Origin of the sequence: Sphingopyxis sp., from assembly GCF_965227415.1 — a bacterium.
In the GTDB taxonomy this organism is placed as follows: Bacteria; Pseudomonadota; Alphaproteobacteria; order Sphingomonadales; family Sphingomonadaceae; genus Sphingopyxis.
Genome location: NZ_OZ245749.1, coordinates 1,054,129 through 1,080,937, shown reverse-complemented (window position 1 = coordinate 1,080,937; position 26,809 = coordinate 1,054,129). Strand labels below are relative to the sequence as shown.

General features: G+C 65.6%; 24 protein-coding genes. 16 read left to right on the top strand and 8 right to left on the bottom strand.

The genetic code is table 11. The annotated features are described in order from the left end of the window. Nucleotides 1–11: 11 nt before the first annotated feature. The 9 genes from ACO055_RS05250 to ACO055_RS05210 all read left to right on the top strand — a co-directional run bounded on the left by ACO055_RS05250 (nucleotide 12) and on the right by ACO055_RS05210 (nucleotide 10,458). Entirely contained in the window at nucleotides 12–773 is a 762-nt protein-coding gene (locus tag ACO055_RS05250) for an SDR family oxidoreductase (protein ID WP_422062425.1), read from the top strand. Then, the gene (locus tag ACO055_RS05245; RefSeq protein WP_422061537.1) at nucleotides 770–1,534 is read left to right on the top strand and encodes an SDR family NAD(P)-dependent oxidoreductase; all 765 of its coding nucleotides are present in this window, start codon (nucleotides 770–772) and stop codon (nucleotides 1,532–1,534) included. Before ACO055_RS05250 ends, ACO055_RS05245 begins: the two co-directional genes overlap by 4 nt. 8 nt (nucleotides 1,535–1,542) lie before the next feature. Then, nucleotides 1,543–3,036, top strand: a complete 1,494-nt coding sequence (locus ACO055_RS05240) for a class I adenylate-forming enzyme family protein (protein WP_422061536.1) — start codon at nucleotides 1,543–1,545, stop codon at nucleotides 3,034–3,036. Next, nucleotides 3,036–3,854: an SDR family NAD(P)-dependent oxidoreductase gene (locus ACO055_RS05235; RefSeq protein WP_422061535.1), complete on the top strand. Its 819-nt coding sequence runs from the start codon at nucleotides 3,036–3,038 to the stop codon at nucleotides 3,852–3,854. The genes ACO055_RS05240 and ACO055_RS05235 overlap by 1 nt, the downstream gene beginning before the upstream one ends. Next, entirely contained in the window at nucleotides 3,854–4,648 is a 795-nt protein-coding gene (locus tag ACO055_RS05230) for an SDR family oxidoreductase (protein ID WP_422061534.1), read from the top strand. The genes ACO055_RS05235 and ACO055_RS05230 overlap by 1 nt, the downstream gene beginning before the upstream one ends. A gap of 21 nt (nucleotides 4,649–4,669) precedes the next feature. Next, nucleotides 4,670–5,464: an SDR family oxidoreductase gene (locus tag ACO055_RS05225; protein WP_422061533.1), complete on the top strand. Its 795-nt coding sequence runs from the start codon at nucleotides 4,670–4,672 to the stop codon at nucleotides 5,462–5,464. A gap of 10 nt (nucleotides 5,465–5,474) precedes the next feature. Further along, entirely contained in the window at nucleotides 5,475–6,494 is a 1,020-nt protein-coding gene (locus ACO055_RS05220) for a DUF2889 domain-containing protein (protein ID WP_422061532.1), read from the top strand. Between the two features lie 119 nt (nucleotides 6,495–6,613). Then, nucleotides 6,614–9,124, top strand: a complete 2,511-nt coding sequence (locus tag ACO055_RS05215; RefSeq protein WP_422061531.1) for a TonB-dependent receptor — start codon at nucleotides 6,614–6,616, stop codon at nucleotides 9,122–9,124. A gap of 83 nt (nucleotides 9,125–9,207) precedes the next feature. Then, nucleotides 9,208–10,458, top strand: coding sequence for an MFS transporter (locus ACO055_RS05210; protein WP_422061530.1), 1,251 nt, complete (start codon nucleotides 9,208–9,210; stop codon nucleotides 10,456–10,458). A gap of 151 nt (nucleotides 10,459–10,609) precedes the next feature. Here the strand turns inward: ACO055_RS05210 and ACO055_RS05205 are convergent, their stop codons facing one another. Continuing rightward, nucleotides 10,610–11,725, bottom strand: coding sequence for an amidohydrolase family protein (locus ACO055_RS05205; protein WP_422061529.1), 1,116 nt, complete (start codon nucleotides 11,723–11,725; stop codon nucleotides 10,610–10,612). A 131-nt stretch (nucleotides 11,726–11,856) separates the two neighbouring features. Between ACO055_RS05205 and ACO055_RS05200 the strand changes: the two genes are divergently transcribed. The 6 genes from ACO055_RS05200 (at nucleotide 11,857) to ACO055_RS05175 (ending at nucleotide 19,090) form a co-directional block, all read left to right on the top strand. Beyond that, the gene (locus tag ACO055_RS05200; RefSeq protein ID WP_422061528.1) at nucleotides 11,857–12,564 is read left to right on the top strand and encodes a FadR/GntR family transcriptional regulator; all 708 of its coding nucleotides are present in this window, start codon (nucleotides 11,857–11,859) and stop codon (nucleotides 12,562–12,564) included. Continuing rightward, nucleotides 12,561–13,787: an alpha/beta fold hydrolase gene (locus ACO055_RS05195; RefSeq protein WP_422061527.1), complete on the top strand. Its 1,227-nt coding sequence runs from the start codon at nucleotides 12,561–12,563 to the stop codon at nucleotides 13,785–13,787. The genes ACO055_RS05200 and ACO055_RS05195 overlap by 4 nt, the downstream gene beginning before the upstream one ends. Before the next feature lie 67 nt (nucleotides 13,788–13,854). Then, on the top strand, nucleotides 13,855–15,072 hold the full coding sequence (locus ACO055_RS05190; RefSeq protein WP_422061526.1) for a thiolase C-terminal domain-containing protein: 1,218 nt from the start codon (nucleotides 13,855–13,857) through the stop codon (nucleotides 15,070–15,072). A gap of 5 nt (nucleotides 15,073–15,077) precedes the next feature. After that, nucleotides 15,078–15,506 carry a Zn-ribbon domain-containing OB-fold protein gene (locus ACO055_RS05185; protein WP_422061525.1) on the top strand — a complete coding sequence of 143 codons (429 nt, stop codon included), beginning with the start codon at nucleotides 15,078–15,080 and terminating at the stop codon, nucleotides 15,504–15,506. A gap of 3 nt (nucleotides 15,507–15,509) precedes the next feature. Further along, the gene (locus ACO055_RS05180) at nucleotides 15,510–17,714 is read left to right on the top strand and encodes a CoA transferase (protein WP_422061524.1); all 2,205 of its coding nucleotides are present in this window, start codon (nucleotides 15,510–15,512) and stop codon (nucleotides 17,712–17,714) included. Nucleotides 17,715–17,716: 2 nt separating this feature from the next. Next, on the top strand, nucleotides 17,717–19,090 hold the full coding sequence (locus ACO055_RS05175) for a phosphotransferase family protein (RefSeq protein WP_422062424.1): 1,374 nt from the start codon (nucleotides 17,717–17,719) through the stop codon (nucleotides 19,088–19,090). A 19-nt stretch (nucleotides 19,091–19,109) separates the two neighbouring features. Here the strand turns inward: ACO055_RS05175 and ACO055_RS05170 are convergent, their stop codons facing one another. The 5 genes from ACO055_RS05170 to ACO055_RS05150 are packed head-to-tail and all read right to left on the bottom strand — an operon-like array spanning nucleotide 19,110 to nucleotide 24,226. Continuing rightward, nucleotides 19,110–20,447 (bottom strand): amidohydrolase family protein, encoded by a 1,338-nt coding sequence (locus ACO055_RS05170; protein ID WP_422061523.1) that lies wholly within the window; start codon nucleotides 20,445–20,447, stop codon nucleotides 19,110–19,112. Next, nucleotides 20,444–21,409 (bottom strand): CoA transferase, encoded by a 966-nt coding sequence (locus tag ACO055_RS05165; RefSeq protein WP_422061522.1) that lies wholly within the window; start codon nucleotides 21,407–21,409, stop codon nucleotides 20,444–20,446. Before ACO055_RS05165 ends, ACO055_RS05170 begins: the two co-directional genes overlap by 4 nt. After that, the gene (locus tag ACO055_RS05160) at nucleotides 21,406–22,398 is read right to left on the bottom strand and encodes an enoyl-CoA hydratase/isomerase family protein (RefSeq protein ID WP_422061521.1); all 993 of its coding nucleotides are present in this window, start codon (nucleotides 22,396–22,398) and stop codon (nucleotides 21,406–21,408) included. Before ACO055_RS05160 ends, ACO055_RS05165 begins: the two co-directional genes overlap by 4 nt. 8 nt (nucleotides 22,399–22,406) lie before the next feature. After that, nucleotides 22,407–23,912: a class I adenylate-forming enzyme family protein gene (locus tag ACO055_RS05155; protein WP_422061520.1), complete on the bottom strand. Its 1,506-nt coding sequence runs from the start codon at nucleotides 23,910–23,912 to the stop codon at nucleotides 22,407–22,409. 5 nt (nucleotides 23,913–23,917) lie between these two features. Continuing rightward, nucleotides 23,918–24,226, bottom strand: a complete 309-nt coding sequence (locus ACO055_RS05150) for a hypothetical protein (RefSeq protein WP_422061519.1) — start codon at nucleotides 24,224–24,226, stop codon at nucleotides 23,918–23,920. Between the two features lie 127 nt (nucleotides 24,227–24,353). Between ACO055_RS05150 and ACO055_RS05145 the strand changes: the two genes are divergently transcribed. Next, nucleotides 24,354–25,889: an acyl-CoA synthetase gene (locus ACO055_RS05145; RefSeq protein WP_422061518.1), complete on the top strand. Its 1,536-nt coding sequence runs from the start codon at nucleotides 24,354–24,356 to the stop codon at nucleotides 25,887–25,889. 13 nt (nucleotides 25,890–25,902) lie between these two features. Here the strand turns inward: ACO055_RS05145 and ACO055_RS05140 are convergent, their stop codons facing one another. Both ACO055_RS05140 and ACO055_RS05135 read right to left on the bottom strand, forming a co-directional pair. After that, nucleotides 25,903–26,214, bottom strand: coding sequence for a hypothetical protein (locus ACO055_RS05140; protein WP_422061517.1), 312 nt, complete (start codon nucleotides 26,212–26,214; stop codon nucleotides 25,903–25,905). A gap of 28 nt (nucleotides 26,215–26,242) precedes the next feature. Next, the gene (locus ACO055_RS05135) at nucleotides 26,243–26,689 is read right to left on the bottom strand and encodes an RrF2 family transcriptional regulator (RefSeq protein WP_422061516.1); all 447 of its coding nucleotides are present in this window, start codon (nucleotides 26,687–26,689) and stop codon (nucleotides 26,243–26,245) included. Between the last annotated feature and the right edge of the window lie 120 nt (nucleotides 26,690–26,809).

Sequence of the window (26,809 nt, the reverse complement as noted above, 5' to 3'; positions counted from 1 at the left end):
GAGAGAGATTGATGGAGCTGACCGGCAAGACTGCGCTCGTCACCGGCGCATCGCGCGGCATCGGCGCAGCCATTGCGCGCCGCCTTGCGGCGGCAGGGGCGCATGTCGCGGTCAATTATGCGGGCAGCAAGGAAGCGGCCGAAACGCTGGTCGCCCAGATCGTCGCGGCCGGCGGGAAGGCCTTTGCGGTGCAGGCCGATGTTGGCAACCTCGATGGCATTCGTTCGATGCTTGCGGCGTGCGATGGCATGTTCGGGGGCGCGCCGAACCTCGACATTCTGGTGAACAATGCCGGCGTTGGCGGCGAGGGCGATACGGCCAGCCTGACCAAATGCAGCGAGGAACTGTTCGATCGCATGATTGCGGTCAACCAGAAGGCCCCGCACTTCATCACGCAATATTGCCTGGAGCGCCTTCGCGACGGTGGCCGCATCATCAACATCGGTTCGCTCGGCGGCCGCGCGGCGCTCCCGCCCTTCGCCGCTTATGCGGCGACCAAACGTGCGCTGCAAAGCCTGACCTTTTCGACGGCCGTCGTTGTCGGTCCGCGCGGCATCACCTGCAACCTCGTCGCGCCCGGCGCGGTCGATACCGAATTCAACAAGGCCCTGTCGGAAAAGCCCGGCTGGGCAGAGGCGACGTCGAAGCTGACCCCGATGAAGCGCCTCGGCGTGCCCGAGGATATATCGGACGCGGTGATGATGCTCGCCCGCGACGATGCGCATTGGGTAACCGGTCAGGTGATCGAAGCCAGCGGAGGATTGTTTCTATGACCGGCTTTGCAGGAAAGACGGCACTGGTCACCGGCGGCTCGCGCGGGATCGGCGCCGCGATCGTGCGGCGGCTTGGCGCAGCGGGCGCGCATGTGGCGGTCAACTATGCGGGCAGCAAGGATGCCGCCGACGCGCTTGCCGCGGCTATCGTGGCGGCCGGAGGCCGGGCGTTTGCGGTTCAGGCCGACGTATCGACTCTCGCCGGGATCGATGCGCTGTTCGCTGCCTGCGACGCAGAATTCGGCGGCGCACCCAATCTGGACTTTCTGATCAACAATGCCGGCGTGGGACGCAGCGGACGCGATGGTACGCTGAAGGGTGCAGGCGAGGACCTGTTCGACGAATTGTTCGCGGTGAACGTGAAGGGTCCGCATTTCGTGACGCAGGCCGCGCTGCCGCGACTGCGCGACGGTGGACGCATCGTCAATATCGGCTCGATGTCGGGCAAGGTCGGCCAGCCCTTTGCCGCGAGTTATGCGATGACCAAGCGGGCAATCCAAAGCCTGACCTTCTCGACCGCATTGGCGGTCGCGAAGCGCCAGATCACTTGCAATTGCATCGCTCCCGGCGCCGTTGCCACCGACTTTATCACGGCGCTGCGCGAACAGCCCGGCTGGGACGAGGCGACCGCCAAGCACACCCCGATGGGCCGCATCGGCGAGCCCGAGGATATTGCAGGCGCCGTCATGATGCTGCTCGGCGACGATGCGCGCTGGGTCACCGGGCAGATCATCGAAGCGAGCGGAGGGCTTGCCCTGTAATGGCGCTGATGACCGAAAAGCTGCGCGCGATCATGGCGCTCGATCCCGATCGGACCGAGATCGATTTCGAAGGCATCGACTATAGCTGGCGCCAGATTGCGGAGAATGTCGGCGCGATCGAGGCTGCGCTCGACGCCATGGGACTGCCCGAGGATGCGCGGATCGGTGTGATGCTGCGCAACCGCCCGGGCCATGTCGCGGCGATCGTCGCGGTCCTGTCGACCGACCGTTGCCTCGTCACGCTCAACCCGATTCTTCCCGACGCAAAGCTGTTCGCCGACGTCGAAGCGCTCGGCCTGCCGGTCATCATCGCCGACGCGACCGACCTGGCGCGCGCCGGACTGGCCGAAGCGCTGGATCGCGCCGGCTCGGCGGTGATCGAGGTCGGCCCGCGGCTGGAGGGCGTGCGGGTCGTCCAGAGCGAAGCGCGCACCGCGATCCCTGTCTCGCCCGGCGTCGCGATCGAAATGCTGACCAGCGGCACCACCGGCAGTCCGAAGCGCGTGCCGCTCAGCCGCGATGCCTTTGACGCCAGCTTTCGCGGCTTCACCAGATATGAGCGCGGACGCAGCTTCGACGATCCGCCCCAGCTCAACTCGGGCTGCACGATGATCGTCAATCCGCTGACGCATATCGGCGGCATTTACGGTTGCATCGGCGCGCTAGCAGCGGGCCGCAAGATCGCGCTGCTCGAAAAATTCAGCGTCGAGACCTGGGTCGCCGCGGTCAAACGCAACCGCCCGGCGGTCGCGCCGGCGGTGCCCTCCGCCGTGCGCATGCTGCTCGACGCCGACGTCAATCGCGAAGACCTGTCGAGCCTCAAGGCGCTGATCTCTGGCACTGCGCCGCTATCGCCGGATCTCGTCGATGCGTTCCTCGAAAAATACGGGATCCCGATTTGCGCCAACTATGGCGCGACCGAATTCGCTGGCGCCATCGCCGGCTGGACGATCGATGACTTTCGCGCGCGCTGGGCCGAAAAGCGCGGTGCCGTCGGCCGCGTTCATGGCGATATCGAGGCGCGCATCGTCGATCCTGAAAATGGCGCAGCGTTGCCGACCGGCGAAGAGGGCCTGCTCGAACTCAAGGGCCGGCAGCTGAACAATGATCTGCAATGGATGCGCACCACCGACCGCGCGATCCTCGACGACGACCGCTTTCTGTTCATCCGCGGCCGCGCCGACAATGCGATCATTCGTGGCGGCTTCAAGGTTCATCCCGACGATATCGTGCACGCCCTCAACGATCATCCGGCGATCCGCGAGGCCGCGGTGGTGGGCGTTCCCGACGAGCGCCTCGGCGCCGTCCCCGCCGCTGCGATCATCCTCAAGGACGGGGTGGACGCGCTGGCGCCCGACGACCTCAAAGCGTGGCTCAGGGAACGGCTGATCGCCTATCAGGTGCCCGCGCATATCCGCATCGTCGCCGATTTCCCGCGCACCCCGTCGATGAAGCCGTCGGCGCCGGGACTGCGCGCCCTGTTCGAAGGAGGAGCAGCCTGATGGAGGATTTTTCCGGCAAGTCGGTGATCGTCACCGGCGGCGGCCGCGGTGTCGGGCGCGGCATCGCCGAGGCTTTCGCCGCCGCCGGCGCGAAGGTCATGCTCGGCGCGCGCACCATTGCCCCTGCCGAGGATGTGAAGGCCGGCATCGAAAAGGCGGGCGGCGTCGCCGAATGCTGCGCTGCCGACATCGCGCGCCATGCCGATTGCCGCGCGCTGGTCGAGGCGAGCGTGGCGGCTTTCGGCGGCGTCGATATCATCGTCCATGCCGCTGCCGACATTCCGCACGGCGGGCTCGGCCATGTCGACGACGAGCGGCTCGAGGCGGGCTTTGCAAGCATCGCCAAGGCGGCGTGGTGGCTGCTCGACGCCGCGCGGCCGCATCTGGCCAAGGCCAGCGACGGCGGCCGGTTCATCGCGATCGGGTCGATCAACGGCACCTTCAATGTCGTTCCGAACATGACGGCCTATGGCATGGCCAAGGCGGCGCTCGATGCCTTCATCCGCGCCGCGGCGGGGGATGTCGTGCGAGAGGGCATCACGGTCAACGCGGTCAATCCGGGCCTGGTCGCCAGCGATCGCGCCAAATCGGTGCTCGGCGACGAAGGGCTCGCCGCCTATGGCGCAACGGTGCCCGTCGGGCGAGCGGGAACGCCGGCGGATATCGCGCACGCCTGCCTGTTTCTCGCCTCGGCGCGCTCCGACTATATCACGGGCACGACGATCAAGATGGATGGCGGGTCGACCGTTGCGGCGTCGCCGGGCCGCAACGATATTCTGCAGGACCGCCTGAAGCTTCAGCACGGAAAGGCGCCCTGATGGACCTGGGGCTGGCAGGCAAGGTTGCGCTCGTCTTTGGCGGCTCGAAAGGAATCGGGCTTGGCTGCGCGCACGAGTTCGCGCGCGAAGGGTGCAGGACAGTCATCGCCGCGCGAACGCAGGCGACGATCGACGCGGCGGTGGCCGACGTGAAGGCGGCGGGCGGGCAGGCGGTCGGCATTTCCGCCGACTGCACGACAAAGGACGGGATAGGGCAGGCTGTTCGGGCGGCGAGCGACGCCTTCGGTGCACCCGATATCTTGATCTTCAACGTCGATTCAGGGCCGAAGGGCGCGTTCCTCGATGTCGACGACGACACCTTCGCTGCGGCGAACAACAATAATGTGATGGCCTTCCGCTGGGCGGTGCAGGCCGTGGTGCCGCATATGCGCGCGAAGGGCTGGGGCCGCATCCTCACGATCGGCACCAATTCGGTGAAGGCGCCGCACCGCAAACTCGCACGCGCGGCGCAGAACACCTATCGTGTCGGCGCACTGGCGCTGTCGAAAACGATCTCGGCCGAGCTTGGCCCGATGGGCATCACGGTCAACACGCTTGGCACCGGTGCGATCGCGACGCCGCAGTTCAAGGAGGTCTTCACGAAGATCGCGGCCGAGCACGGCCAGACCTATGAGGCGCATATTGCCGAGCGCACCAGCCACTATCCGATCCAGCGCATGGGCACGCCCGAGGACATGGCGGCCGCCGCCGCCTTTCTCTGTTCGGATCGCGCAGGTTTCATCACCGGCCAGGTGCTCGTGGTCGATGGCGGTAATCTTGAAGTTCTGCAATGATTGGCAACCAAAGGAAGACATATGGAACTGGGCAATAATATCGCGGCGGTGGTGACCGGTGGTGCATCGGGCCTGGGCCGCGCCAGCGCCGAGGCGTTGGCGGGGGAAGGGCTGAAGGTCGCGGTCTTCGATGTCAACGAAGAGGGCGGCCAGGCCGTCGCCGACGCGATCGGCGGTGTCTTCTGCAAGGTCGACATCACCAGCGAGGACAGCGTCGTCGCGGGCTTTGAGGCTGCGCGCGCCGCGCATGGGCAGGAGCGCGTGCTCGTCCATTGCGCGCAGATTTCGAAGGGCGGCAAGACTGTCCGCTACGACAAGACGAGCGGCGGCTATGTCCGCTACTCGACCGACGACTATGCTTTCTCGGCGCAGGGCATCCTGATCGCGAGCTATCGTCTCGCCTCGCTCTCCGCGCTCGGCATGGCGAATGCCGAACCGCTCAACGGCGATGGCGAGCGTGGCGCGATCATCCTCACCGCATCGGCGGCCGCGCAGGACGCACAGATCGGACAGGTCGGCTATGGTTCGCTGAAAGCGGGCGTCAACGGCCTTGTGCTGCCGCTGGCGCGTGATCTGATGGACCTGGGCATTCGGGTCAATTCGATCATGCCGGGCATCTTTGCCACGCCGCCGATGCTCGCCGTCAAGGATCGTGCGCCGGCGATCTTCGAGGGGCTCGCGGCGTCGGTGCCGTTCCCCAAGCGGCTCGGCCATCCACAGGAATTCGGCTCCCTGGTGCTCGAACTTGTCCGCAACGGTTATTTCAACGGCCAGACTCTGCGGCTCGACGGCGCCATTCGCATGCCGCCCAAATAGGATCGATGACTTGAACGCACCCCAGACATTCCCCTTCGCGCGCCAGTCGGCTGGCCCCGCGCCGCTTCGTCGGCCGGGCTCGGTTCGCCGGACGACCTCGATCGATTCGGACTGGCCCGACGGGTTCGGCGAAGCGTGGGTGATGGCCGGACGCGCGCGCGACCTTCTGACGCCGTTCGAGGGCGGGGCGGTCGAGCTGGCGAGCGGCGAGTTCCGGATAAAGACGTCGCCGCTGCGCGAGATCATGGACATTGCGATCTCGGCCAATCATCCGCGCGCGCACGAAATGGTGGGCGTCCGTGCTGGTGGGGCAAGCCGGACGGCGCTTGCCGACGTTCTGGGCGACCTGCGCGGAACCCCGCTCTTCCAGGTGCTCGACGATTTCGCGGGCGCCAGCCTGGTCGCGGGGTGGATATGGTCGCGCTGGACCGACGACTGGCACGCGCGCATGGCGAGCAACCGGCTGAAATCCACCGCCGGCAAGAAGGGGCGGATGGTCAACATCTGTACCGGTTTCACCGAGGGCGGCAGTTCGCTCGCCGAGGACGGCAGCGTCGACCATAGCGACCAGTCGGCGACCGAAGTCGGGCCGCTTGCCAATCCGGAGGACCCGGTCGGTTGGCACGACATGCCCGTTCAGGAAGGGCGCCCGCAGGCGCGGCGGGCGCGCCGGATCGATGTCTGGCGCGCCGAAGGCGTCCTGAAAGTCGATGCCGCGTTCCAGGATAGCGGTCCCAATCCGCAGGGGACGCGCACCGCGATCCACGAATATCGGGTCTATGCCGAAGTAGACGAGGCCAGCGGTTCGCTGTTGTCGCTGCAGGCCTTGCCGTTGATCCTGCCGTTTCGCGAATGCCCTGGCGCGTCGATGAAGGCGGCGCGCATGGTCGGGCAGAATGTGGGCGAGTTTCGCCAGGCGGTCCTCGACACGCTTGTCGGAACGCTGGGCTGCACACACCTTAACGACGTTCTTCGGGCGCTAGCAGACGTGCCGACGCTCGCACGGATGTTGCCGAAAGAGCACAGCTGACGCCTGATGACGCTACGTTTCTCGACAAATAACGTAATCCACTTGTCTGTCTTGTTAGACTTAGTTATATAACTCGCCAAGCGAGGACGCCAGGAAGCCTCGCGGGGAGGATGTTGACCATGAAATTCAAGCAGAAGCGCGATTCGGCCAGGATGCTCGTTGCCGCGTCGATGGTGGCATTGGCACTATCGTCGGTCACCGCCTATGCGCAGGATGCCGCCGCGCCCGCCGACGATGCCAAAGAATATGGCGGCCTCGACGCGATTATCGTCCAGGCGCGCAAGGTCGACGAAAATCTTCAAGAGGTTCCGGTTGCGGTCACCGTGCTTTCGGGCGGCGACCTTGCCGATCGCAACGTCCAGCAGGTTCAGGATCTGACGAATTTTACGCCAGGCCTGTTGATCCGTTCGGGCTCGAATACGCCCAGCGCGTTGACGATCACCCTTCGCGGCCAGGTTCAGACGGACACGTTGATCACGCTCGATCCGTCGGTCGGGACCTATGTCGACGGCGTCTATTGGGCGAGGTCTTATGGCTTGAACGGCGATTTCCTCGACGTCCAGTCGGTCCAGGTACTGAAAGGTCCGCAAGGGACATTGTTCGGCCGCAATACGACCGGCGGCGCGATGCTGATCAATTCGAATAACCCCGACCTCAGCGAGTTCGGCGGCAGCCTCTCGCTCACCTATGGCCGCTTCAACGAGTTCCAGGCGACGGGCGTGCTCAACGTTCCGATCGTCGAGGACAAGCTCGGCGTCCGCGTCGCGCTTCAGCGCCTGACCCGCGACGGCTACACCACCAATACCGTTCCCGCGGGAACGGTGTCGGCGATCGCGGCGAACAACCCCGCCGTCGCAAAGGCGCCGTTCACGGGAACGCCCAACGGGGTCAAACTCGACGATCGCGACCGGTGGAACGGCCGCGTAAAGGTCGACTTCAAGCCGACCGAAAATCTGACGATCCGCCTGTCGGGCGAATATTTCCGGATGGACGAACAGTCGCCGTCGCGCCAGATCCGCCTCGCGACCTCGGGATTCACCGCGTCCAATTCGACCTATAACCTCGGCGGTACGGGTGCGCTGTTCGTCGGGCTGATCAACGGCGCGACGCCGGCGACGGCGACCGCTACGGGCCTGGCGCTGATCAACCCCGACATCGCCACGCTCGCCGCCGACCCATCGATCTCCTCGAACAACGAAGTGCCCTATGCCTTCGCCAAGACGAAGACATTTGGCGCGACGGGCATTCTCGACACCAGCTTCGGTCAGATGCAAATGATCCTCGGCTACCGCAAGATCGACACCTATGCCGGGGTCGATCTGGACGGCAGCCGGTTCGCCATCCACTTCACCGAGAGCCAGCAGTCGGTCGAGCAATATTCGGGCGAGTTCCAGATTACCGGTGTCGCGTTCAACGATAAACTCGACTTCGCGACCGGCGTTTTCGCCTTCCACGAAAGCGGGTCCGACCAGTCGATTTCGATCGTGGCGCCCGCGATCAATCCGGTGACCTCGCACTTCTTTGCCAATATCGATAATGACAGCATCGGGGCCTACGCGCAGGGCACCTATCACTTCACCGACCGCTTCTCCTTCACCGGCGGTCTGCGCTATTCGGTCGACGACAAGGGGATCACCAGCCTCAACAACAATTTCAACCGGACGACGCAGACGACGACCTGTTCGCTGTTCGCCGCGCCGGCGATCGTCGGTCCCGAACTCGTCGCCACGCCGCAATGCGCGGTCAAGCGTCGCGACGATTTTTCGGGTTGGTCCTATACTGCGGGGCTCGAATATAAGCTGACCGACGATACGATGGTCTACCTCAAGACGGCAAAGGGCTTCCGCTCGGGCGGTCAGAATCTGCGCGCGCCATCGGCAATCTTCCTCATCCCTTTCCAGCCCGAGGTCGCCTATTCATATGAGGCCGGGTTCAAGGGCGAGTTCTTCGATCGCCGCCTGCGGTTCAACGCTGCGATCTATCAATCGGACATCAACGACATTCAGCGCAGCACGCTGATCGCCCAGCCGGGCGCGAACCAAGGGGCCTCGGCCACTGTTCTCGGCAATGCGGGCAAGGTGCGCGTGCGCGGGTTCGAGGCCGAAGCGATGGTCGCCATCACCGACGATCTGCGCCTCAGCAGCTTCCTGGCGCATGTCGATCCGAAATATGTCCGTTATGCTGACTTGTCGGGCAACCGCAGCTTCGAACGGTTCGAATCGATTGCGCGTTGGCAATGGGGTGCGGCGCTCGATTTCGACCATGATTTCGGCGATTTCCGTCTGAAGCTTCACGGCGACTACAGCCATCTCGGCAAGAGCCCGACCGGATCCTATTTCTTCGCGCAGAATGCGGCGACGGTTCCGCCCGGATCGACCGCCGTTCCGAACGCGGTCAACACGCAGAACAATGCGGTCGTTCTGACGACCACACGCGATGCGCAGGATCTTTTCGGTGCGCGGGCTGCGGTCAGCTTCGCCGACGACATGTACGAAGTCGCGGTCTTCGTGCGGAACATCACCAACGACCGGACCTATGTGAACAATCTGCTCGTCGCACCGGTGGGTTATGTCTCATCGACGCGGCAGGAGCCGCGCACGTTCGGCCTGACCGGCACCGTGAAATTCTAGAGACCACAGGGCGCTCCATTGGAGCATTGGGGGAGGGACGGGCAACCGGACCTCCCTCTTTTTTTCCCCGCGAAAGGATCATTATGGCTTCGGAATCGTCAAATCGCCGCGGTCTGACCCTTGGTCTGCTCGTGATCGTTGCGATCCTCAGCTATGTCGACCGACAGGTCTTCACGCTGTTTCAGGATGACATAAAGGTCGAACTCGGTCTCGATGATGGCCAGCTCGGCCTGCTTACCGGCATCGCCTTCGCCGCCTTTTATGCGATCGCTGCTTTTCCGATCGCGCGCTATGCCGACCGCGGCGACCGGCGGCTGGTCATCGCGGTCTGCGTGTCGATCTGGAGCGCCGCGACGGCGCTGTCGGGCTATGCGCACAGCTTCTGGCAAATGCTCCTCGCGCGCATCGGTCTTGCGGCTGCCGAGGCTGGCGCGGGTCCGGCGGGCCTGTCGCTGCTCACCGACATTTTCCCGAAGGAGCGGCGCACCACCGTCATCTCGATCATGCTTGCCGCCAATGCCGTGGGCCTGTCGGGCGGGCTCGCTCTCGCGGGCTGGCTGTCGCAGTGGTATGATTGGCGCACGGTCTTTCTGATCGTCGGCCTGCCGGGCGTCGCCATCGGTCTTGCCGTCTATCTGCTGGCTGCCGAACCCCGCCGCCGCGGCGTTGTCGAAACGGTTCTTCCCCCGCAGGCCGGTCTCGGCGACGTGCTGCGCACCATGGCGTCGAATCCGTCGCTCCGCTGGGTGGGGCTGCTGCTTTGCATGGTGCCGCTCACCGGCTTTGCCTTCATCTTGTGGGGCGCGTCCTTCTTTCAGCGCGTGCACGGCATGGACAAGACCGAAACGGGCTTCTGGCTCGGCGGTGCGATGGCCGCGGGGCTCGTCATCGGCAATCTCGTCGCGGGCTGGGTCAGCGACCGCTATGGCCAGGCAAACCCGCGCTTCAACGGCTGGTTCGCGGGCATCGGCCTGTTGATTTCCTTTCCGTTCGGCGTCGGCTTTGCCCTCACGAGCAACGCCTATGTGGCGCTCGCCTGCTTCGTCGTGGTGAAGTTCATGATGACGCTGCACCTCGGCCCGATCATCGCTCTGTGCTTTGCGCAGGTCCCGGTGCAGATGCGCGCGATGATGTCGGCGACGATCAATATGTTCATCGGACTTGCCGGGGTCGGTCTTGGCGGCACCGTTGCGGGCTATCTCAGCAAGGCTTTCACCCCGACTTATGGCGCCCTGTCGCTGCAGCCGTCGCTGGCGATCCTGTCGGGGTGCCTGCTCGTCGGCGGAATCGCCGCGATCATGGCAGGGCGGACGGCAAAGCCGCTGGCGGAGTGAACGATAATCCTCCCTGTCGCGAAGCGATGGGGAGGGGGACCGCTCGCGAAGCGAGTGGTGGAGGGGCCAGCGACCGATGCGCCATCGCCCCTCCGTCAGCGGCTACGCCACTGCCACCTCCCCATGGCCTGCGGCCACAGGGAGGATAAATTTACGCCGCGACCTTCGCGCTCGTCGACACCTCGGGCGTAATTCCGAACAACCGCGCAGCGTTCAGACCCAGGATATTGCGCCGCACCTCGTCGCTGACGTCCATCCCTTCGAACAGTTCGTCGACGATGCGGCGGCTGATCGGGAAGGTCCCCTCGGCGTGCGGATAATCCGAACCCCACATGACATTCTTCGCGCCCGGCAGGCCCGCCGACGCCGACGCGATGCACGCGCGGTCGTGTTGAAAGCTGACCCAGATCTGGTCATCGACGATCTGGCTCGGCGAGCGGCTGAGTTTGGGGAAGACGAAATTCGCGTGCGCAACCGACACCTCGTCCATGCGCTCGGCAAGCGCGACGAGCCAGCTGGCACCGCTTTCGATGAACGCGACCTTGGCGCCGGGATTGCGGTCGAGCACGCCGCCCGACACCAGATACATGGCGCTGTGCTGCGCGTCGTTCATCTGGTTGGTGTAGTTGATGATCCCTGCGCCAGGGCCGCGTTCGACGATGACGCTTTCCAGGCCGGTCCCCGTGTGCATCACGAACACGATGCCCAGCGACGCGGCCTTTGCGAACACCGGATCCCACGCCTCACTATTATATTTGGGCAGGGTCGGCGGCGTCACCGCGGGCAGCATGGCGGCGGTAAAGCCCTTCGATGCCAGATAGTCGAGTTCGGCCAGCGTGTTCGAGAAATCGAGCACCGGCAGCATGCCGCAACGAACGAAGCGGTTCGGATGCCCGCCGAGGAAACTGTCGTTCCAGTCATTGTAGAGCCGCGCCGACGCGGCTTCGGCGTCCGGGTTGTCGAGGCAATAGAGCCACAGGCCGAGCGAGGGGAAGCAGATCTCGCTGTCGATCCCTTCAAGCTCCATATCCTCCAGTCGCCCCGCAATCTCGCGAATGCCGCGCCGTTCGCTGTCGCCCAGCGCCTTTTCGCGATGCTGCCCGACGCGCAGGCGATAGATGATCTTGTCCTTCGTGCCGGTGATCAGATATTCGCCCTCCTTGCGCGCGTGGATCGCATGATCCTTCAACGACGCCGGCAGGCCCTCCAGGAAAATGTCGCCAGGCTCCATGATGTGGCTGTCGGCGCTGAATATGAAGGGTTTCATGGCGAATATCCTCTCGACTCGGCTTGATCCGGTTTCGCATAACAAGTACCTAGTTATATAAGTCGCGGCAAGGATAATCTGGACAATCGGCATATCATCCCGTAAATAGATACCTATTAAGGGAGAGGATCATGCAATTGGCCGGTGGCAATGAAACGCTCGCAAGCCGCACCGCGCGTGCGCTGGCGGGGCTCAGTCTCGCGGCCGATCCTGGCGATTATCTGGGCGCCGAGGACGAATTGCTCGGGCGCTTCGGGGTCAGTCGGCCGACGCTTCGACAGGCGGCCAAGATGGTCGAACGCGACCGGCTGATCAGCATCCGGCGCGGCACCAAGGGCGGTTATTTTGCCGAGCGGCCCGACGCCCGCGACGCGATCCAGTCGCTCGCGCGCTTCCTGCGCATGCGCGGCGCGAACCTTGGCGACGTCATCCAGGTCACGCGCCCGGTGTCGGAAGAGGCGGCCGTCGCAGCGGCGCGCTTGCGAACCGACGAGGATGCCGAACGGATGCGCGAATTCGTCGGCCGGATCGACGGCCATGACACGGCGCGCGAACTGATCGTGGCGGAGGTCGAACTCGCCCGCATGATCGCACGGATGAGCGGCAATCCCGTGGTCGAGCTGGTCATGGAGATCGGATACAGCTTTGGCCTCGATGAACGGGACAGCGACCTGTACGCCGATCCCGACCGGCGCGCACGAACGCGCGCGATGCAGCGAAGCCTGTGCAGTGCGATCATCGACGGCGACGAGGATATTGCCCGCCTGATGATGCGGCGCCGGTCGGAACAATTCGACGTGTGGCTTGGTGTCGGCGCAGCGCCGGGCAACGCCGCATGAGCATCGCCCAGTATCGCGGTTTCGCGGGCGTCCGGATCGAGGCGGATGTGATCGGGGCTGACCATGATCCCGCGGTTCTGTTGCTCCACGGGGCCGGACAGACGCGCCGGGTGTGGGACCGCGTCGCCGACGCGCTGCAGCAGGCGGGACGGCGCGTGATCAGCCTCGATCTGCGCGGCCATGGCGGCAGCGAGTGGCCCGAGGACGGCCGCTATGATTTTGAGGCGATGGTCGAGGATTTGCGCGCCGTGCTCGCGCAGCTGGGCACGCGCCCGGTCATCGTCGCATCGACGCTTGGCGGCTGGATCGCCAGCGCGGCGCTCGAACGCGACGCGGCGCTGCTCGCCGCGGGGCTGGTCCTCGTCGATCTGCCGCTCAACGTCGATCCCGACGTGTCGCGAAAGATCGGTGCGCGCCTGCGCGACGCTGCGGCGCTCGCTCCGGGGCAGGCGGAGTGGGATGTCCGGATGCTCGGCGCCTTCGATACGGCATCGATGACCGAGCGCCTCAAGGGCGTTGCCGCCCATATCGCTTTGCCGACGCTCTATGTTCGCGGCGCGATGAGCGAGCTTGTGTCGCACGATGACGCGGCCGCCTTTGTCGAGCTGCTTCCCGACGGCGAACTGATCGAGGTGGAGGATGCCGCGCTCGTCGTTGTCGATGACCGGATCGATGCGCTGAATGGGCATTTGATCGATTTTCTGGAGCGCCGGGCGCCACGCGGTTCGCCTGAGTATCGCGCCGGATCGGACGCACGCACGTTTCGCGATGCGCTTGGTTGCTTCGCGACCGGCGTGACGATCGTCACGGCCTTTTGCCCCGACGGGACACCGGTCGGGCTCACCGCGAACAGCTTCACCTCGGTGTCGCTTGACCCGCCGCTGCTGCTCGCCTGTATCGCGAACGGCGCCGGCAGCGCTCCCTTCCTGCGCGAGGCCGAACGCTTTGCGGTCAACGTGCTCCAGATCGGTCAGCAACCCGCCTCGAACCGCTTCGCAGGGAAGGGCGAGGACCGCTTTGCGGCAACGCCATGGGAAACGGGGGAATATGGTACGCCGGTGCTCACCGGATCGCTCAGCAGCTTTGAATGCGCGCGCGACGCGGTCCACGACGGCGGCGATCATTTCATCCTCGTCGGGCGCGTGCTCAAGGCGATTTTCGAGCCGCGACGCGACCCGCTGCTTTATTTTCGCGGCAAGTATCGAACGCTCCATTTCGCTTGACCGCTGGACAAGCGTTCGCCACGATCATATTAAACCTAGTTAGATAACTGGGAATCGGGAGAGAAGCATGGCCTGGGCCAATCAGGATAAATGCGCGATCGTCGGTGTCGGGGCGACCGACTATTATGTGCGCGGCAAAAGCTGGCCGCGCACGATCAACGACATGGCGGTCGAGGCGATCATGAACGCCTGCGCCGATGCGGGGATCAGCCATAAGCAGATCGACGGCTTCTCCTATTATTCGACTGCGGGCGCGGGCTATCTCGACAAGTTCGACACCGCCAGCCTGATGGAGACATTGGGCATGCCGCATATCAGCTGGTCGGCGACGCTGACCAGTGGCGGCGGCGGTTGCCCGGGTGCGATCGGCCTGGCGACCGCAGGGCTGATGAACGAGGATTGCACCTATACGGTGACGCTGATGGCGCTGCAGCAATTGCCGCAGCATCGCCTGGGTGTCGTCTTCGGCTCGGCGGCGCCCAACCCCGAAAACAGCTTCCTCCAGCCGTCGGGCCTCGTCGGTCCCGGCCACCTGATGTCGGTTCTCGCGCGTCGCCACATGCATCTTTACGGCACGACACAGGACGCCTTCGGGGAAGTGGTGATGGCAACCCGGGCCAACACGCACAATCGGCCGAAAGCGGTACGCAAGGAGCCGCTTTCCAAGGAGCAGTATGACGCGTCGGTGATGCTCGCCGATCCGCTTCGCCGACTGGACTTCTGTCTTGAAACCGATGGTGCGGTTGCGGTGATCACGACCACGATGGACCGCGCAAAGGACTGCCGCCACAAGCCTGCGGTCGTCCACGCCGCCGCGCATGGCGGACAGCGCGAATGGGGCCGTGCCTTTGCGTGGATGGGGATGCCCGACCCGCATTTCGCGAGCTCGGGCCATAAATTCACTGCCGACCGCGTCTGGGCGCAGTCGGGGCTCAGTGCCAAGGATATGGACGTCGCGCTGATCTATGATCATTTCAGCCCGATGGTGCTGATGCAGCTCGAGGATTATGGCTTTTGCGAGAAGGGCGAAGGCAATGATTATGTCCTGTCGGGCAAGCTGCGCTATGATCCCGCGACCGGCAAGGGTGTCAACGGCGGCACGCCGGTGAACACCCACGGCGGCAACCTCAACGAGGCCTATATCATCGGCATGACGCATATCGTCGAAGGTGTCGAACAGGTGCGCGGCACCGCGATCAACCAGGTCAAGGATGCTGAATTCGCGCTCGTCTCGGGCGGCCCCGCGTCGCTCCCCGTCTCCAGCCTCATCCTGCGCAAGGATTGATCGACATGACCTATGGCCCCGCTCGCGCGCTCCCCGGCGACCAGATCCGTATCACCACCAACCCCGACACCGAGCCGTTCTGGCAGGCGGCAAAGGCGCATAAGCTCACCGCCTGCGAATGCGGCGAGTGTGGCCATTTCCGGATGCCCCCGACTGCGGTTTGCCCTGAATGCGGCAGCCGCGAGAAGCAATGGCCGGCACTCCCCGGCACTGGCACGGTGTTCAGCTATGCGATCTGCAACAAGAATCCCAAGAATGGCGAGGATTATGTCTATGTCCCCGTCGTCGTCGACCTCGACGGCGCGCCGGGTACGCGCCTCAATGCCAACGTCTCGGGCTGCGATGCCGAGGACGTCCATATCGGGATGAAGGTCGTCGTCGACTGGACTCCGATCCAGGACGACTGGGTTCTTCCCAACTTCCGCAAGGCCTGACCGATGCTCGGAGACCTTCGCATCGTCGAGATCGGCGAAGGGATGGCCGTCCAGGTCGCCGGGCTGATGCTGGCCGAACTCGGCGCCGACGTTGCGAAGGTCGAGCGCCCCGGCGGCGACCCCGCCCGCGGTACCGCGCCCTTCGCGAACTGGAACAGGGGCAAGCGGAGCGTCGTCCTCGACCTCGACAGCGTCGACGGGCTGGCCGCGCTCCACGACCGCCTGGTCGGCGCCGATGCCCTGATTCACCAGTTCACCCCCGCGCGCGCCAGGGCGCTCGGTCTCGATGACGCTACGCTTGCGGAAACTCACCCGCATCTGGTCGTCACGGCGGTCACCGGCTCGCCCGCGAACCACCCCGATGTCGAGCGCAGCGATGACGAACTGCTCGTCGCCGCGCGCGTCGGGGCGATGTACGAGAATGATGGCCACCGCGCCGGTCCGATCGTCTATCGCTATCGGCAGGGCAGCTGGGCGGCTGCGCATCTTGCCGCTTCGGCGCTCCTCGCACGCCTCGTCATGCGATTGCAGACGGGGCAGGGCGGCGCAGCGCACACCTCGATCTTTCAGGGCTTTCTCTCGACGCTGCCGCTCGTCTGGGCGCGCAACAGCGAAGGGCCGATGCCCGACCCCGTCACCTATCCGCCAGGGCCGCGGCCGATCGCACAGCAATTGTTCCAATGCGCCGGCGGCGACTGGCTCCAGATCATGGATCCGACCCGGCAGTTCGATTATGCCACGATGCCGACGATGTGGGACGTGATGGCCGAGACCGACGTCGATCTGGAAAGCGAGGCAGGCATCATCGACGCGTTTCGCCGCCGCCCGCTCGCTAGCTGGCTCGCCGACCTTCGCGCCGCCGACATCGCCGCCGAGCCTGCCTATCCGATGGGCGAAGTGCTGCGCCACGACGATGCCGAGGCGAACCTGTATGTGATCGAGGTCGACGACCCCGACCTCGGCAAGACCCGTCAGCCCAATGTCCCGTTCCACACCGACGCCGACCTGCCGCAGGGCCGCCCAGCACCGCGCCTGGGCGAGGGCGGCGAGGTTGCATGGGCGGCCAAGCCGGTCCCCGCCGCCCATCCGGGCCCTGAAGAAGTCCTGGAAGGCGTCCGCGTCCTCGACCTCGGCATGTTCCTCGCTGGGCCGATGGGGCCGTCGATGATGGGCGACATGGGCGCCAACGTCATCAAGGTCGAAGCGCTGACCGGCGACCGGATCCGCTTCATGCACCGCTATTATCAGGCGGCGGCGCGGTCGAAACGCAGCCTCGCGCTCGACCTCACCAATCCCGCCGCGCAGCCGATCCTCGAACGGCTGCTGCAATGGGCCGAACTCGTCCACCACAATATGCGCTTCAAGGGGGCCGCGAAGCTCGGGCTCAGCGAAGAGGGCATTCGCAAATATAATCCCGATATCGCGTTCAACTATTCGAGCGCCTATGGCCAGCGCGGCAATCGCGGCAACTGGCCCGGTTACGACTCGATCTTCAACGCGATCGCCGGTTGGGAATTCGAAAATGCGGGGGAGGGCAATCGTCCGGTTTTCAACCGTCCCGGCACGATGGACGTTTCGACCGCGCAAAGCTGCCTGGTCGAACTGATGGCGTCGCTTTATGCCAAGCGCACCACGGGCCGCGGCTATACGACGCAGACCTCGCTGCTCGGGCTCGCAGCCTTCACCCAGGGCGAAAGGCTGATCGGCGCCGACGGCGAACTGACCGAAACCTGTCACCTCACGAGCGACCAGACCGGCTTTTCGCCCTACCACCGCATTTTCGAGTGTGCCGACGGCAATTGGGTCGCCGTGGCTGCGCGCAAGCCCGGGCAACAAGCCGCGATGCGCGAAGCGATGGGAAGCGACGAAGCCGGGTTCGCGGATGCGGCCAAAAGCCGGCAAGCCGATGCGTTGATCGCGACGCTCGAAACCGCGGGCGTCCCCTGCGACGCGGTGAATTTCGAAAATGCGATGCACCGCTTCTTCGACGATCCGCTGAACCGCGCGCTCAATCTCGTCTCGGTTCTGCCGCAACCGCTCTATGGCATCGTCGAACAGCCCGGCGCCTTCTGGAATTTCGGCGATATGCCGGTCGTCTTCAAGCGTTGCGCGCCGGCAGTCGGACAGCATAGCGACGAGATCCTGCGCGAAATCGGATATTCGGATGCCGAGATCGCGGCATTCCGCGACGCCGGGATCGTCGGTTGACGATGGATCCGGCCTCGCTGCTTCCCGACGGCCTCGCCGCCGCGGTCGAAGCCGCGAGCGGCGCAGGTATCACCGCCGTCCGGCCGCGCGGCGGGGGCGGCGCGTCGCGCGACGGCGCCGAACTCGACCTCGCATGGCCCGACGGGCGCGTCGCCAGCGCCTATATGAATTACGACGTTCACAAGGCGGGGGCGGGCGACGATGCGGCGTTCCTCCGCGAGGCCGCGGTGCTTCGTGCCCTTTCGGGGCCGCTCGCCGATGCCGGCGTCCGGGTCGCCCCTTATTACGCCTCGGTTCCCGATCAGCGCGCGCTCGTCTGCGGCATGGTGTCCGGCAAGGATCGCTTTGGCGCCATCGCCGACGCCGCGCAGCGGACCGCGCTTGCCCAGGACTTCATGGCGCAGCTCGCCGCTCTCCACCGCATCGACGCGGTTGCAAGGCCGGTCGAGGGCATGGGGCCGGTCGAGCCGGCCGACATGTTCGTTCGGCGCCGCATCGCTGCCTTGCAGGCCGCGAACAGCGGCAAGGCCTGGGATCCGCTCATTCACCTGTCCTTGGCGTGGCTCGAGGCGAATGTCCCCGGCGACATGCCCGCGCCGGTGATTGTCCACGGCGATGCCGGTCCCGGCAATTTCCTGTACGAAGGCGACCGCGTCACCGCGCTGCTCGACTGGGAGCTCGTCCACTATGGCGACCCCATGGCCGACCTTGCGATGCTGTGCCTGCGGATGCTGTTTCAGGGCTTCGTGCCCTTGCCGCAGGCCTTTGCAGCCTATGAAGCGGCGGGCGGTCACCCGGTGGATCTTGCGCGCATCCGGTACTGGCGCCTGCTGTTCCAGACCGGTTTTGCGCGGCGCTCGCGCTATGACGATCCCGATGCGCCGCCGCCTCCGAACCTTGGCATGAACCTCGTCTATTCGACGATCCACCGGCGTGTCTTGTCCGAAGCGCTGGCCGAGGCGGCGGGGATCGCGCTGCCGCCGGTCGCCCTGGCCGACGCTCCGCGCGGCGCGCACGACCGCAGCTTCGCCATCGCGCTCGACGACGTCCGCGACAGCATCGTGCCGCGCATCGCCGACCAGCAGGCGGCGGTGAAGGCCAAGGGGCTGGCGCGGCTGATCAAATGGTGGCGCGCGATCGAACGGTACGAACCGGCTTTCCAGGCCGCCGAAAAGCGCGAAATCGAAACTGCGCTGGCATTGGGTTTTGCCGACCATTCCGCCGCGTGGGCGGCGTTTCGCGATGCGGTGGCCGGGGACCGGATCGCGCCCGAACCCGCGATCATCCTCTGCAACGCGCACGAAACGCGCGAGGCGGCGCTGATGGCCGACGCGATGGGCGGCCTCGCCGACACGAAATTCGCGCTGCTCGCCTGATCGCCGTGCTTCGCGCTGCCTAGCGCTGCCAGGCGATGGTTCCGCCGATCAGGGTCAGGCCGACATCGGCCAGTGCGCCGCTGTCCTTGGCCCAGTCATAGAGGATCAGATCGGCAGGCGCTCCGACCCTCAGCGGACGCGATTGATAGAGCGCCAGCGCAGCCGGGCGGCCGATCCGTTCGTCCGGCCCGATGATAGCGCCGCCGCGGGTGCGCCGGTCGGTTGCCGCGCGGATCGCGATCCATGGATTGGCGTCGCCATAGGGCGCGTCCGATCCGCCCAGCACCCGGACGCCGCGGCAGAGCAGCGACCCGGTTCGATAGAGATCGCCCAGATCCTGCTCGTCCATCTGGGCGCGGTAGCGGTCGCCGCGATCATGAATGAAATTGGGCTGGGTCACGACGGTCAGCGCCGCCGCCGCGATGTCGCCGATCAGGCTTTCGGGGATGATCCCGCCATGCTCGATGCGGTCGCCCGGCCGCGATCCGCCCGCCTGTGCGAGCGCCTGCAAAAAGAAGACGAGTTCGCCAAGCGTCACGCAATGCGCAGCGACAGGACGGCGATGCGCGCGCGCCGCTGCGATCCGGGCAGCGACGGTTTCGATCTCGGGCAGGTCGTTTTCATCGAGCAGCAGTTTGACCGGCCCCAGCGTATAGCCATCGCCGGCGGGCAGATCTTCGGTTCCCATCAGGACCAGGTGCTGCGGCATCGCCATCGCAAGAAGCTTCGCCTCGGCCGCGCCGTTCGACGCGCCGGCATCGGTCACGCCGGTGACACCCCATCGAGCGAACCGCGCGCCCAGCGCGTCAAGCGACGGCGGCGCACCGCCGATCCGATCGCGCAACCAGGCATCGCCGCGCCAGATGCGCCCGCTGGGGCGGCCATCGCCGTCGCGCTCGACGCAGTCGGGAAACGGCGGGCTGCCTAGTTTTTCGAGCGCCGCGCCGTTGAGCAGCCAGAAGGCGCCGGTGCGATCCTGTATCCGCAGCGGATGGTCGGGCAACCAGGCGTCGAGTAGCACGCGATCGGGAAGGCCGGCGGTTCGTTCGTCATAGCCGATCGCGCGCACCCAGGTGCCCGGTGCGCCGGCGCTCGTCCGCAGCCGGGCTATGGCGGCGTCGGCATTCGCCGCATCGGCCAGGTCGACCGACTCCATCCGCGCTGCGGTTGCCAGAAGGTGGAGGTGGTGGTCGTGAAGGCCCGGCCCTGCGGTCTGACCGCGCGCGTCATATTCGGGGCCGAAACCCTCGACATCGGGGCTCATCGCGGCAATCCGCCCGTCGCTTATGCCGATGGAGAGGTTCGCGCCCGATGCGTCCCGGGCGTTACGGATGAGGAGATCGAAGCGCTCGCTCATGCAAGCGCCGCCGCGAAGCGCGCGGCGGTCGGCGCGAGCGGAACGTCGAGCAATCCGCACTGCCCCGCCGCAAGCGCTTCGAGCGCGAGCGTCGCCGCGGTCAGTCCGGTCAGCGGGTCGGCCAGCGCGTCGCCCAGAAACCGGGGCTCGCCTTCGGGCCAGCCCACCAGCCCGCCCGCCGCGGCGCAGTCGTCGCCAAACCCGACACGCATCGCCGCCTCGCCCCGCCAGCCATGCGCGGTGATCGCGATCCAGAGCAATCCGGGGTTGAGCGCGAACACGCGCCGCTCGTCGAGGCCGAGCCTTGCCAACGCATGCGGCCGCCCCGACGTGATCAGCACTTTTGCGGCCCCGATCAAGGCGCCCAGTTCCGACGGTTCGAGCGTCATGCGCAACCTGCGCTTTCGGCCATTCAGCCGCGCATCGAGGCCGGGCGTATGGATGGGGGTCGGATCGGGCCGCGTCGTACTTTCGACCTTCATGACGTCATGGCCTGCCTCGGCGAGCAGGGCACCGCAATAGGGGCCGGCCCACAGCGCCGACAGGTCCAGCACGCCGCCATCGACGCGCGCGCCGTCTGTCAGCGGTTGCCGCGCGAGCGGCGCCGCTTCGCCCACGCGCGCGGCGGGCATATGCAACAGGATCGCGGCCTCGACCATTTCCGACGCCGTTCGATTGGCGGCGCTGGCAACGATCGCTTGCCAGGGATTCTCGTCGAAATCCGCGCCGGTCCACGCGGGCACAAGGTCGCGGTCTTCCTCGCGAGCGAGCGATATCGCGATCCATCCGTCGCGGCATCGCACAAGGCGGCAATGCCGATTGGGTGACCAAAGGCCGGGCTCGCCGAGCGCGAGGTCGTCGGCACGCGACAGGGCGCGGCGCGGGTCGAAAACGATCGCGTTCTGCGAGGCCGCAACCAGTCGGTCGCCTGCTGCCGCGACGGCGTCGAGAAGCCGGCTCATCGTCCGCTCTCGACCGCATGAAAAAGGCCCCAATCGAGCGCCTGCGCTGCACCGACCCTTCTGCCCGACAACAGCATCCACATGGTCCGGTGGCGCCCGATCACGCGCGCAACGGTTGCTGTGCCGCCCGCACCGGGGATCAGTCCCATCGCCAGTTCGGGCAGTTGGAACCAGCTATCCGCCGCCGCCACGCGTCGGTGCGCGGCGGCCGCCACCTCGATCCCCGACCCGACGCACGCGCCGTGCATGCAGACCGTCGCGCGATCGCCGAGTGCGTCGAGTGCGCGCGCGCAACTGTGCAACGTGCGGACAAGATGCGCTTCGGCCAGGTCATGCGCGGTGCCGAACTCGCTGAGGTCGCCCCCGGTCGAAAAACATCTGCCCGCACCGTCAATGCGAACCGTCGGTCGGGTCGGATCGTCGAGTGTGTTGGCGAGCGCTTCATACAGCGCATCGCGCATCGCCGCCGACATCGCGTTGCGGTTCGCAGGATCGTTCAACGTCAGCACGATGGAGTCGCCGTCACGCGCGACGAGCACGGGCACGGCCGGCGCTTCGCTGACAGAGCCGCGGCTGGCCGCTTCCCGCCACCGCGCGAACTCCGTTCCGCCGAGCAGCGCCGAATAGGCGAGCGATTCGACCGTGAGAGCATCGGCCAGCGGCAGCGTGCTGTTCAGCCGCAGGGTCGCAGCAGCAATCGTCGCTGCTTGCGGGTTCGCCTTCGCGGCGTCCGTCAACCGTCCGACCTGCGCATCGAAATTGCTGGCGTCGAGCGAGACCCACGGGCGCGTCGCGTCGGGTGCTGCGGTGAGCAGCACATCGAAATCGTCGGCCATAGTCGCAGGCAGGGCGCCGTCGCGATCGACGCCGATGACCACGGCCTGGATCGGCGCTTCCGGCCGCCGCCACGTCGCCGCATCGGTGACCAGCACCGGATTGCCGCCCGGCGCCGAGAGGCGGTCGGCGTCGAGATGGTCGGGGCCGGTCATAGGCCTTGTTAATCGGCGCAGACGGCTTCCGCCAGTTCGGCCTTCAGGATTCGGCGCAGCAGCTTTCCCGTTTCATTGTACGGAAGCTCGTCGCGGACGAACCATGCCTCTGGCGTCTTGGTCGACCGCAGGCGACCGCGGATCGCTGCCGCCATCGCGCCGGTATCGGGCTGGCCCGAGCGCGACACGATCACCGCGACGACTTTTTCGCCCCATTTTTCGCAAGGAATCCCCAGCACCGCGCAATCGGCGATATCGTCGAAGCCGCGCAGCAGATCCTCGATCTCGCCCGGCGATATATTCTCGCCGCCGCGCACGATGACATCGTCGAGCCGCCCTTCGACGAACAGATACCCGCCCTCGTCGATCCAGCCCGCGTCGTTGGTCGCGAACCAGCCGTCGTCGGCAATGGCTTTCTTGTGCAGATACTCGCCGGAGACCTGTTCGCCGCGGACATGGATTTCGCCATGCTCGCCGGCGGCGCAGCACGACCCGTCTTCGCGGCGGATTTCCAGTTCGATGCTTGGCAGCGGTTGGCCGACCGACGCGATGCGCCGGCGCACGGCTGGATCGTCGGAGGCGAATGCCGCCCGATGATCGTCGGCGCCAAGCAGCGAAATCGTCGAGCTGGTTTCGGTGAGCCCATAAGCGTTGACGAAAGCGACATGGGGCAACGTCGTCAATGCGCGCGCGATCACCGGCTCGGGCATTTTTCCGCCGCCATAGGACAAGGCGCGCAACGCGGGCAGCGTCTGGCCCGTCGCGGCCATGACGTCGAGAATGCGGTCGAGCATCGTGGGAACCACCATGGCATGGGTGATGCCCTCGGCAGCGGCGGTCGCGACCCAGTCCTCGGCGGTAAAGGCGGGCAGATAGACGATGCGTCGGCCGCCATAGGCCGCGGTCAGGATCGCCGAAATTCCGGCAATATGATAGGCGGGTACGCTGACCAGCGCCGCTTCGGCTTCGTCGGCGCCCAGGAACTCGACGGTCGACATGACATAAGAGGTAAGGTTCGCATGGCGCAGCACCGCCGCCTTGGGATCGCCTGTCGTGCCGCTGGTGAACAGCAGCACCGCGATGTCATTCTCGGCTTCGGGCGGCTCGGCCGTTTCGGGCGTCGGGCCGGCCATGAATTCGGCCTCGAAATCGCTCCGCGCGATCAGCTCGACGCCGTCCGTCGGTACGATCCGCGGCAGCATATCGTCGTCGACGATCAGCACCGACGGGGCGCTCCGCGCGACCAGCTTGTTGAGATCGCCGTCGGCGAGGCGGTAATTAAGCGGTACGAACGGCGTCCCCGCAATGCCGCAAGCGAAAAGAAGCACGGGAAGGGCGGTGCCATTCATGCCCAGAAAGGCCGTGTTCGCCTTGCCCTGTTCGGCAAGCCATCCAGCGACGCAGCGCGCGCGGGCGCGATAGGACAGGAAATCAAAGGCGTCGTCGCGGCTGCCGAGCGCGGTGCGCTCGGGACAGGCGTCGGCGGCAATATCGAGGAGCAACGACGTCCGCATGAAGATCAGTCCGAAGCGGGAAGCGGCTTGGCGCCCTTGACCGTCATCGCGGCACCGTTGAAGGCCAGCGAGCCTTTGCCGGCCTTGGCGCCGAGCACTTCCAGCCCGCTTTCCTCGTCGACATAGCGTTTGCCGATCGCGACGCCCTCGGCAAAGGCGGGATCGATCGCGCCGGTCGGAGCGGCCGGATCGTCGATCGGCAACACGGCAGCGCCGCCGCATTGCAGTTCGCCCGTCGCTTTCGGGGGCCGGACGACAACGAGCTGGGCGTCGCACACCGCGCTCTTCCAGCGCGAACCCGGTTTGAGGTCCATGATAGCTTATCCTTTCCCATAGCGCGCCAGCTTACGCCATGCTGTCGGCTTCTGCCTGCCAATATGTCAATCGACATAGAAAGTAAACGTAGTTATATAACTCATCGAAGATGGGGAGAGGTTGCCGATGCATCCACGATTGTTCGCGCGGTCGGCGCCCGACCGTCCTGCGCTCGTCATGGCCGCCGACGGGTCGGCAACCAGCTACGGCGAGCTGGAAGCGGTGGCGAACCGCGGTGCGCGACTGTTCCGTGCGCTTGGCGTCGCCGCGGGCGAAACGGTCGCGGTCTGGCTCAAGAACTGCCTTGAATTTTATCAGATATATTGGGCGGCTCAACGGGCTGGCCTTTATATATGCCCGATATCGACGCAGCTGACCGCCGAGGAAGCGGCCTATATCCTGAACGACAGCAGCGCGACATTGCTGGTGACGCACGCGGACGTCGCTGCGTCGGCGGCGCTGCTCGCCGACCGGTCATCGCTCGCGCCGCGTGTTCGGCATATTTTCGACATCGGCGCGGAGCTTGCGGGTGCCGAGTCATGGGACCACGCGCTCGCGGGCCATCCGCCCGTGCCGATCGCCGATGAAAGCGCCGGCTTTCATATGGTCTATTCGTCGGGCACGACGGGGCGCCCCAAAGGCATAAGGCTGCCGCTGACCGGGGGGCCTGCCGACGAGCCGCATATGCTCGCCGACCGTATTTCCGGGCGCTATGGCGTGGGCGAGGCAAGCATATTACTGTGCCCCGCGCCGCTGTATCACACTGCGCCGCTGGCCTATGGGATGGCGGCGCACCGGCTGGGCGCGACGCTGGTGATCATGGACAAGTTCGATGCCGAGGACGTGCTGCGGCTGATCGAGCGCTATCGCGTGTCGTTCATGCAGATGGTGCCGACCATGTTCATTCGCCTGCTCGCGCTGCCGGTCGAAACGCGCGGCCGTTACGATCTTTCGTCGCTCGAAAAGATCGTCCATGCCGCCGCGCCATGCCCCGTCGAGGTCAAGCGCCGGATGATCGAATGGCTCGGCCCCATAGTCTATGAATATTACGGTGGATCAGAGGGTAATGGGTCGACGTTCATAACGCCCGGCGAGTGGCTGGCAAAGCCTGGATCGGTCGGCCGCGCCGATTGGGGGACGCTCCACATCTGCGGCGAGGACGGCGGTGAATTGCCGCCGGGGTCCGACGGGCTCGTCTATTTCGAAGGCGGATGGGATTTCCAGTATCTCAACGATCCCGAAAAGACGCGCGACGCGCGGCACCCCGCGCATCCGGGATGGAGCACGCTCGGCGACATCGGCCATGTCGACGAGGAGGGCTATCTTTTCCTCACCGACCGCAAGAGCTTCATGATCATTTCGGGCGGCGTGAACATCTATCCGCAGGAAACGGAAAATCTTCTGATCCTGCACCCCGAGGTCGCCGACGCCGCGGTCATCGGCGTCCCGCACCCGGAGATGGGCGAAGCGGTGAAGGCGGTTGTGCAACCGCACCGCTGGGAGGATGCGGGTCCCGAACTGGCCGCGCGGCTGATCGACCATTGTCGCGCGCATCTGAGCCATCTCAAATGCCCCCGCTCGGTCGATTTCGACCCCGCGCTTCCGCGGCACGAAACCGGCAAGCTCTATAAACAACTGATCCGCAAGCGCTATTGGTCCTGAGGCGGCGATGCCTTCAGGCGCTTCGGTCAAAGCCGATTTGCGGATCGGTGCCGCTGATGCGTTCGAAATATTGCGCTATGTCGCGGCCCCGGGTTTCGACCCACTGGGCGTCGGGTACCGCATCTTCGATTTCCACCAATATGTGCCTGCGTCCGACGCCTCTGGCCTCGATCCCGCAGGCTTCGGCTTCGGCAAGAGCGGGCAGGATATTGCGGCTTCCGCACGAGAGCAGCATTTTCACGCCCGCGCCGAAGCGGCCTGGATCGGCTGCCAATATATCGGGCAGCTTTGCCAACTGGGTGCGGAATGCCGTGACCGAATTCATGCGATGCCTCTCTCCGCGCGGACCGGCCCTATTCGGCCGCCTCTTCCTTCTCGAACAGCGGTTCGATCTGGATCGGATCGGCCAGCGTGATGCGGTCGAGGATCGAGGCGGTGTCGTCGCGGACTTTCAGCATCAGGCTGCGCATCCGGCATTCGGCCTCGGGCAGGCAATTCTTGCATTGCTCGTGCGCGTTGCGCGCAGCGCAGGGGACGAGCGCCAGCGACCCGCGCGTCAGGCGGACGAGATCGCCATAGCTGATGTCGACCGGCGGCAGCGCAAGCTGATACCCGCCGTCGCGGCCGCGCTGCGAGATGAGCAGGCCTTCGCGCGCCATTTCGGACAGGATGACGGTCAGGAACTTCGGCGGGATATTCTGCGCGTCGGCGATATCCGCAAGCTGGACCTGCCCCTTGCCCCAATGGTCGGCAAGATGCTGGAATGCGCGGATCGTATAACGGGTCTTTTGCGACAGCATGACAGGCGTAGTGTGACATATTCATCCTTAATTCAACCTGTCTGGATGAGATATTGGTGCGAGGTTGATGAAAATCACAGCGGGTGGCATGAACCACCCCTACAGGGGTCGCGAACTTGC

Coding starts and splice junctions, on each gene's coding strand:
- ACO055_RS05135 (WP_422061516.1), bottom strand. CDS start 26,689: ATGCTGTCGCAAAAGACCCGTTATACGATCCGCGCATTCCAGCATCTT.
- ACO055_RS05160 (WP_422061521.1), bottom strand. CDS start 22,398: ATGACCGGCCCCGACCATCTCGACGCCGACCGCCTCTCGGCGCCGGGC.
- ACO055_RS05235 (WP_422061535.1), top strand. CDS start 3,036: ATGGAGGATTTTTCCGGCAAGTCGGTGATCGTCACCGGCGGCGGCCGC.
- ACO055_RS05250 (WP_422062425.1), top strand. CDS start 12: ATGGAGCTGACCGGCAAGACTGCGCTCGTCACCGGCGCATCGCGCGGC.
- ACO055_RS05215 (WP_422061531.1), top strand. CDS start 6,614: ATGAAATTCAAGCAGAAGCGCGATTCGGCCAGGATGCTCGTTGCCGCG.
- ACO055_RS05195 (WP_422061527.1), top strand. CDS start 12,561: ATGAGCATCGCCCAGTATCGCGGTTTCGCGGGCGTCCGGATCGAGGCG.
- ACO055_RS05225 (WP_422061533.1), top strand. CDS start 4,670: ATGGAACTGGGCAATAATATCGCGGCGGTGGTGACCGGTGGTGCATCG.
- ACO055_RS05145 (WP_422061518.1), top strand. CDS start 24,354: ATGCATCCACGATTGTTCGCGCGGTCGGCGCCCGACCGTCCTGCGCTC.
- ACO055_RS05150 (WP_422061519.1), bottom strand. CDS start 24,226: ATGGACCTCAAACCGGGTTCGCGCTGGAAGAGCGCGGTGTGCGACGCC.
- ACO055_RS05170 (WP_422061523.1), bottom strand. CDS start 20,447: ATGAGCGAGCGCTTCGATCTCCTCATCCGTAACGCCCGGGACGCATCG.
- ACO055_RS05180 (WP_422061524.1), top strand. CDS start 15,510: ATGCTCGGAGACCTTCGCATCGTCGAGATCGGCGAAGGGATGGCCGTC.
- ACO055_RS05140 (WP_422061517.1), bottom strand. CDS start 26,214: ATGAATTCGGTCACGGCATTCCGCACCCAGTTGGCAAAGCTGCCCGAT.
- ACO055_RS05185 (WP_422061525.1), top strand. CDS start 15,078: ATGACCTATGGCCCCGCTCGCGCGCTCCCCGGCGACCAGATCCGTATC.
- ACO055_RS05210 (WP_422061530.1), top strand. CDS start 9,208: ATGGCTTCGGAATCGTCAAATCGCCGCGGTCTGACCCTTGGTCTGCTC.
- ACO055_RS05230 (WP_422061534.1), top strand. CDS start 3,854: ATGGACCTGGGGCTGGCAGGCAAGGTTGCGCTCGTCTTTGGCGGCTCG.
- ACO055_RS05200 (WP_422061528.1), top strand. CDS start 11,857: ATGCAATTGGCCGGTGGCAATGAAACGCTCGCAAGCCGCACCGCGCGT.
- ACO055_RS05190 (WP_422061526.1), top strand. CDS start 13,855: ATGGCCTGGGCCAATCAGGATAAATGCGCGATCGTCGGTGTCGGGGCG.
- ACO055_RS05245 (WP_422061537.1), top strand. CDS start 770: ATGACCGGCTTTGCAGGAAAGACGGCACTGGTCACCGGCGGCTCGCGC.
- ACO055_RS05240 (WP_422061536.1), top strand. CDS start 1,543: ATGACCGAAAAGCTGCGCGCGATCATGGCGCTCGATCCCGATCGGACC.
- ACO055_RS05205 (WP_422061529.1), bottom strand. CDS start 11,725: ATGAAACCCTTCATATTCAGCGCCGACAGCCACATCATGGAGCCTGGC.
- ACO055_RS05165 (WP_422061522.1), bottom strand. CDS start 21,409: ATGAGCCGGCTTCTCGACGCCGTCGCGGCAGCAGGCGACCGACTGGTT.
- ACO055_RS05155 (WP_422061520.1), bottom strand. CDS start 23,912: ATGCGGACGTCGTTGCTCCTCGATATTGCCGCCGACGCCTGTCCCGAG.
- ACO055_RS05175 (WP_422062424.1), top strand. CDS start 17,717: ATGGATCCGGCCTCGCTGCTTCCCGACGGCCTCGCCGCCGCGGTCGAA.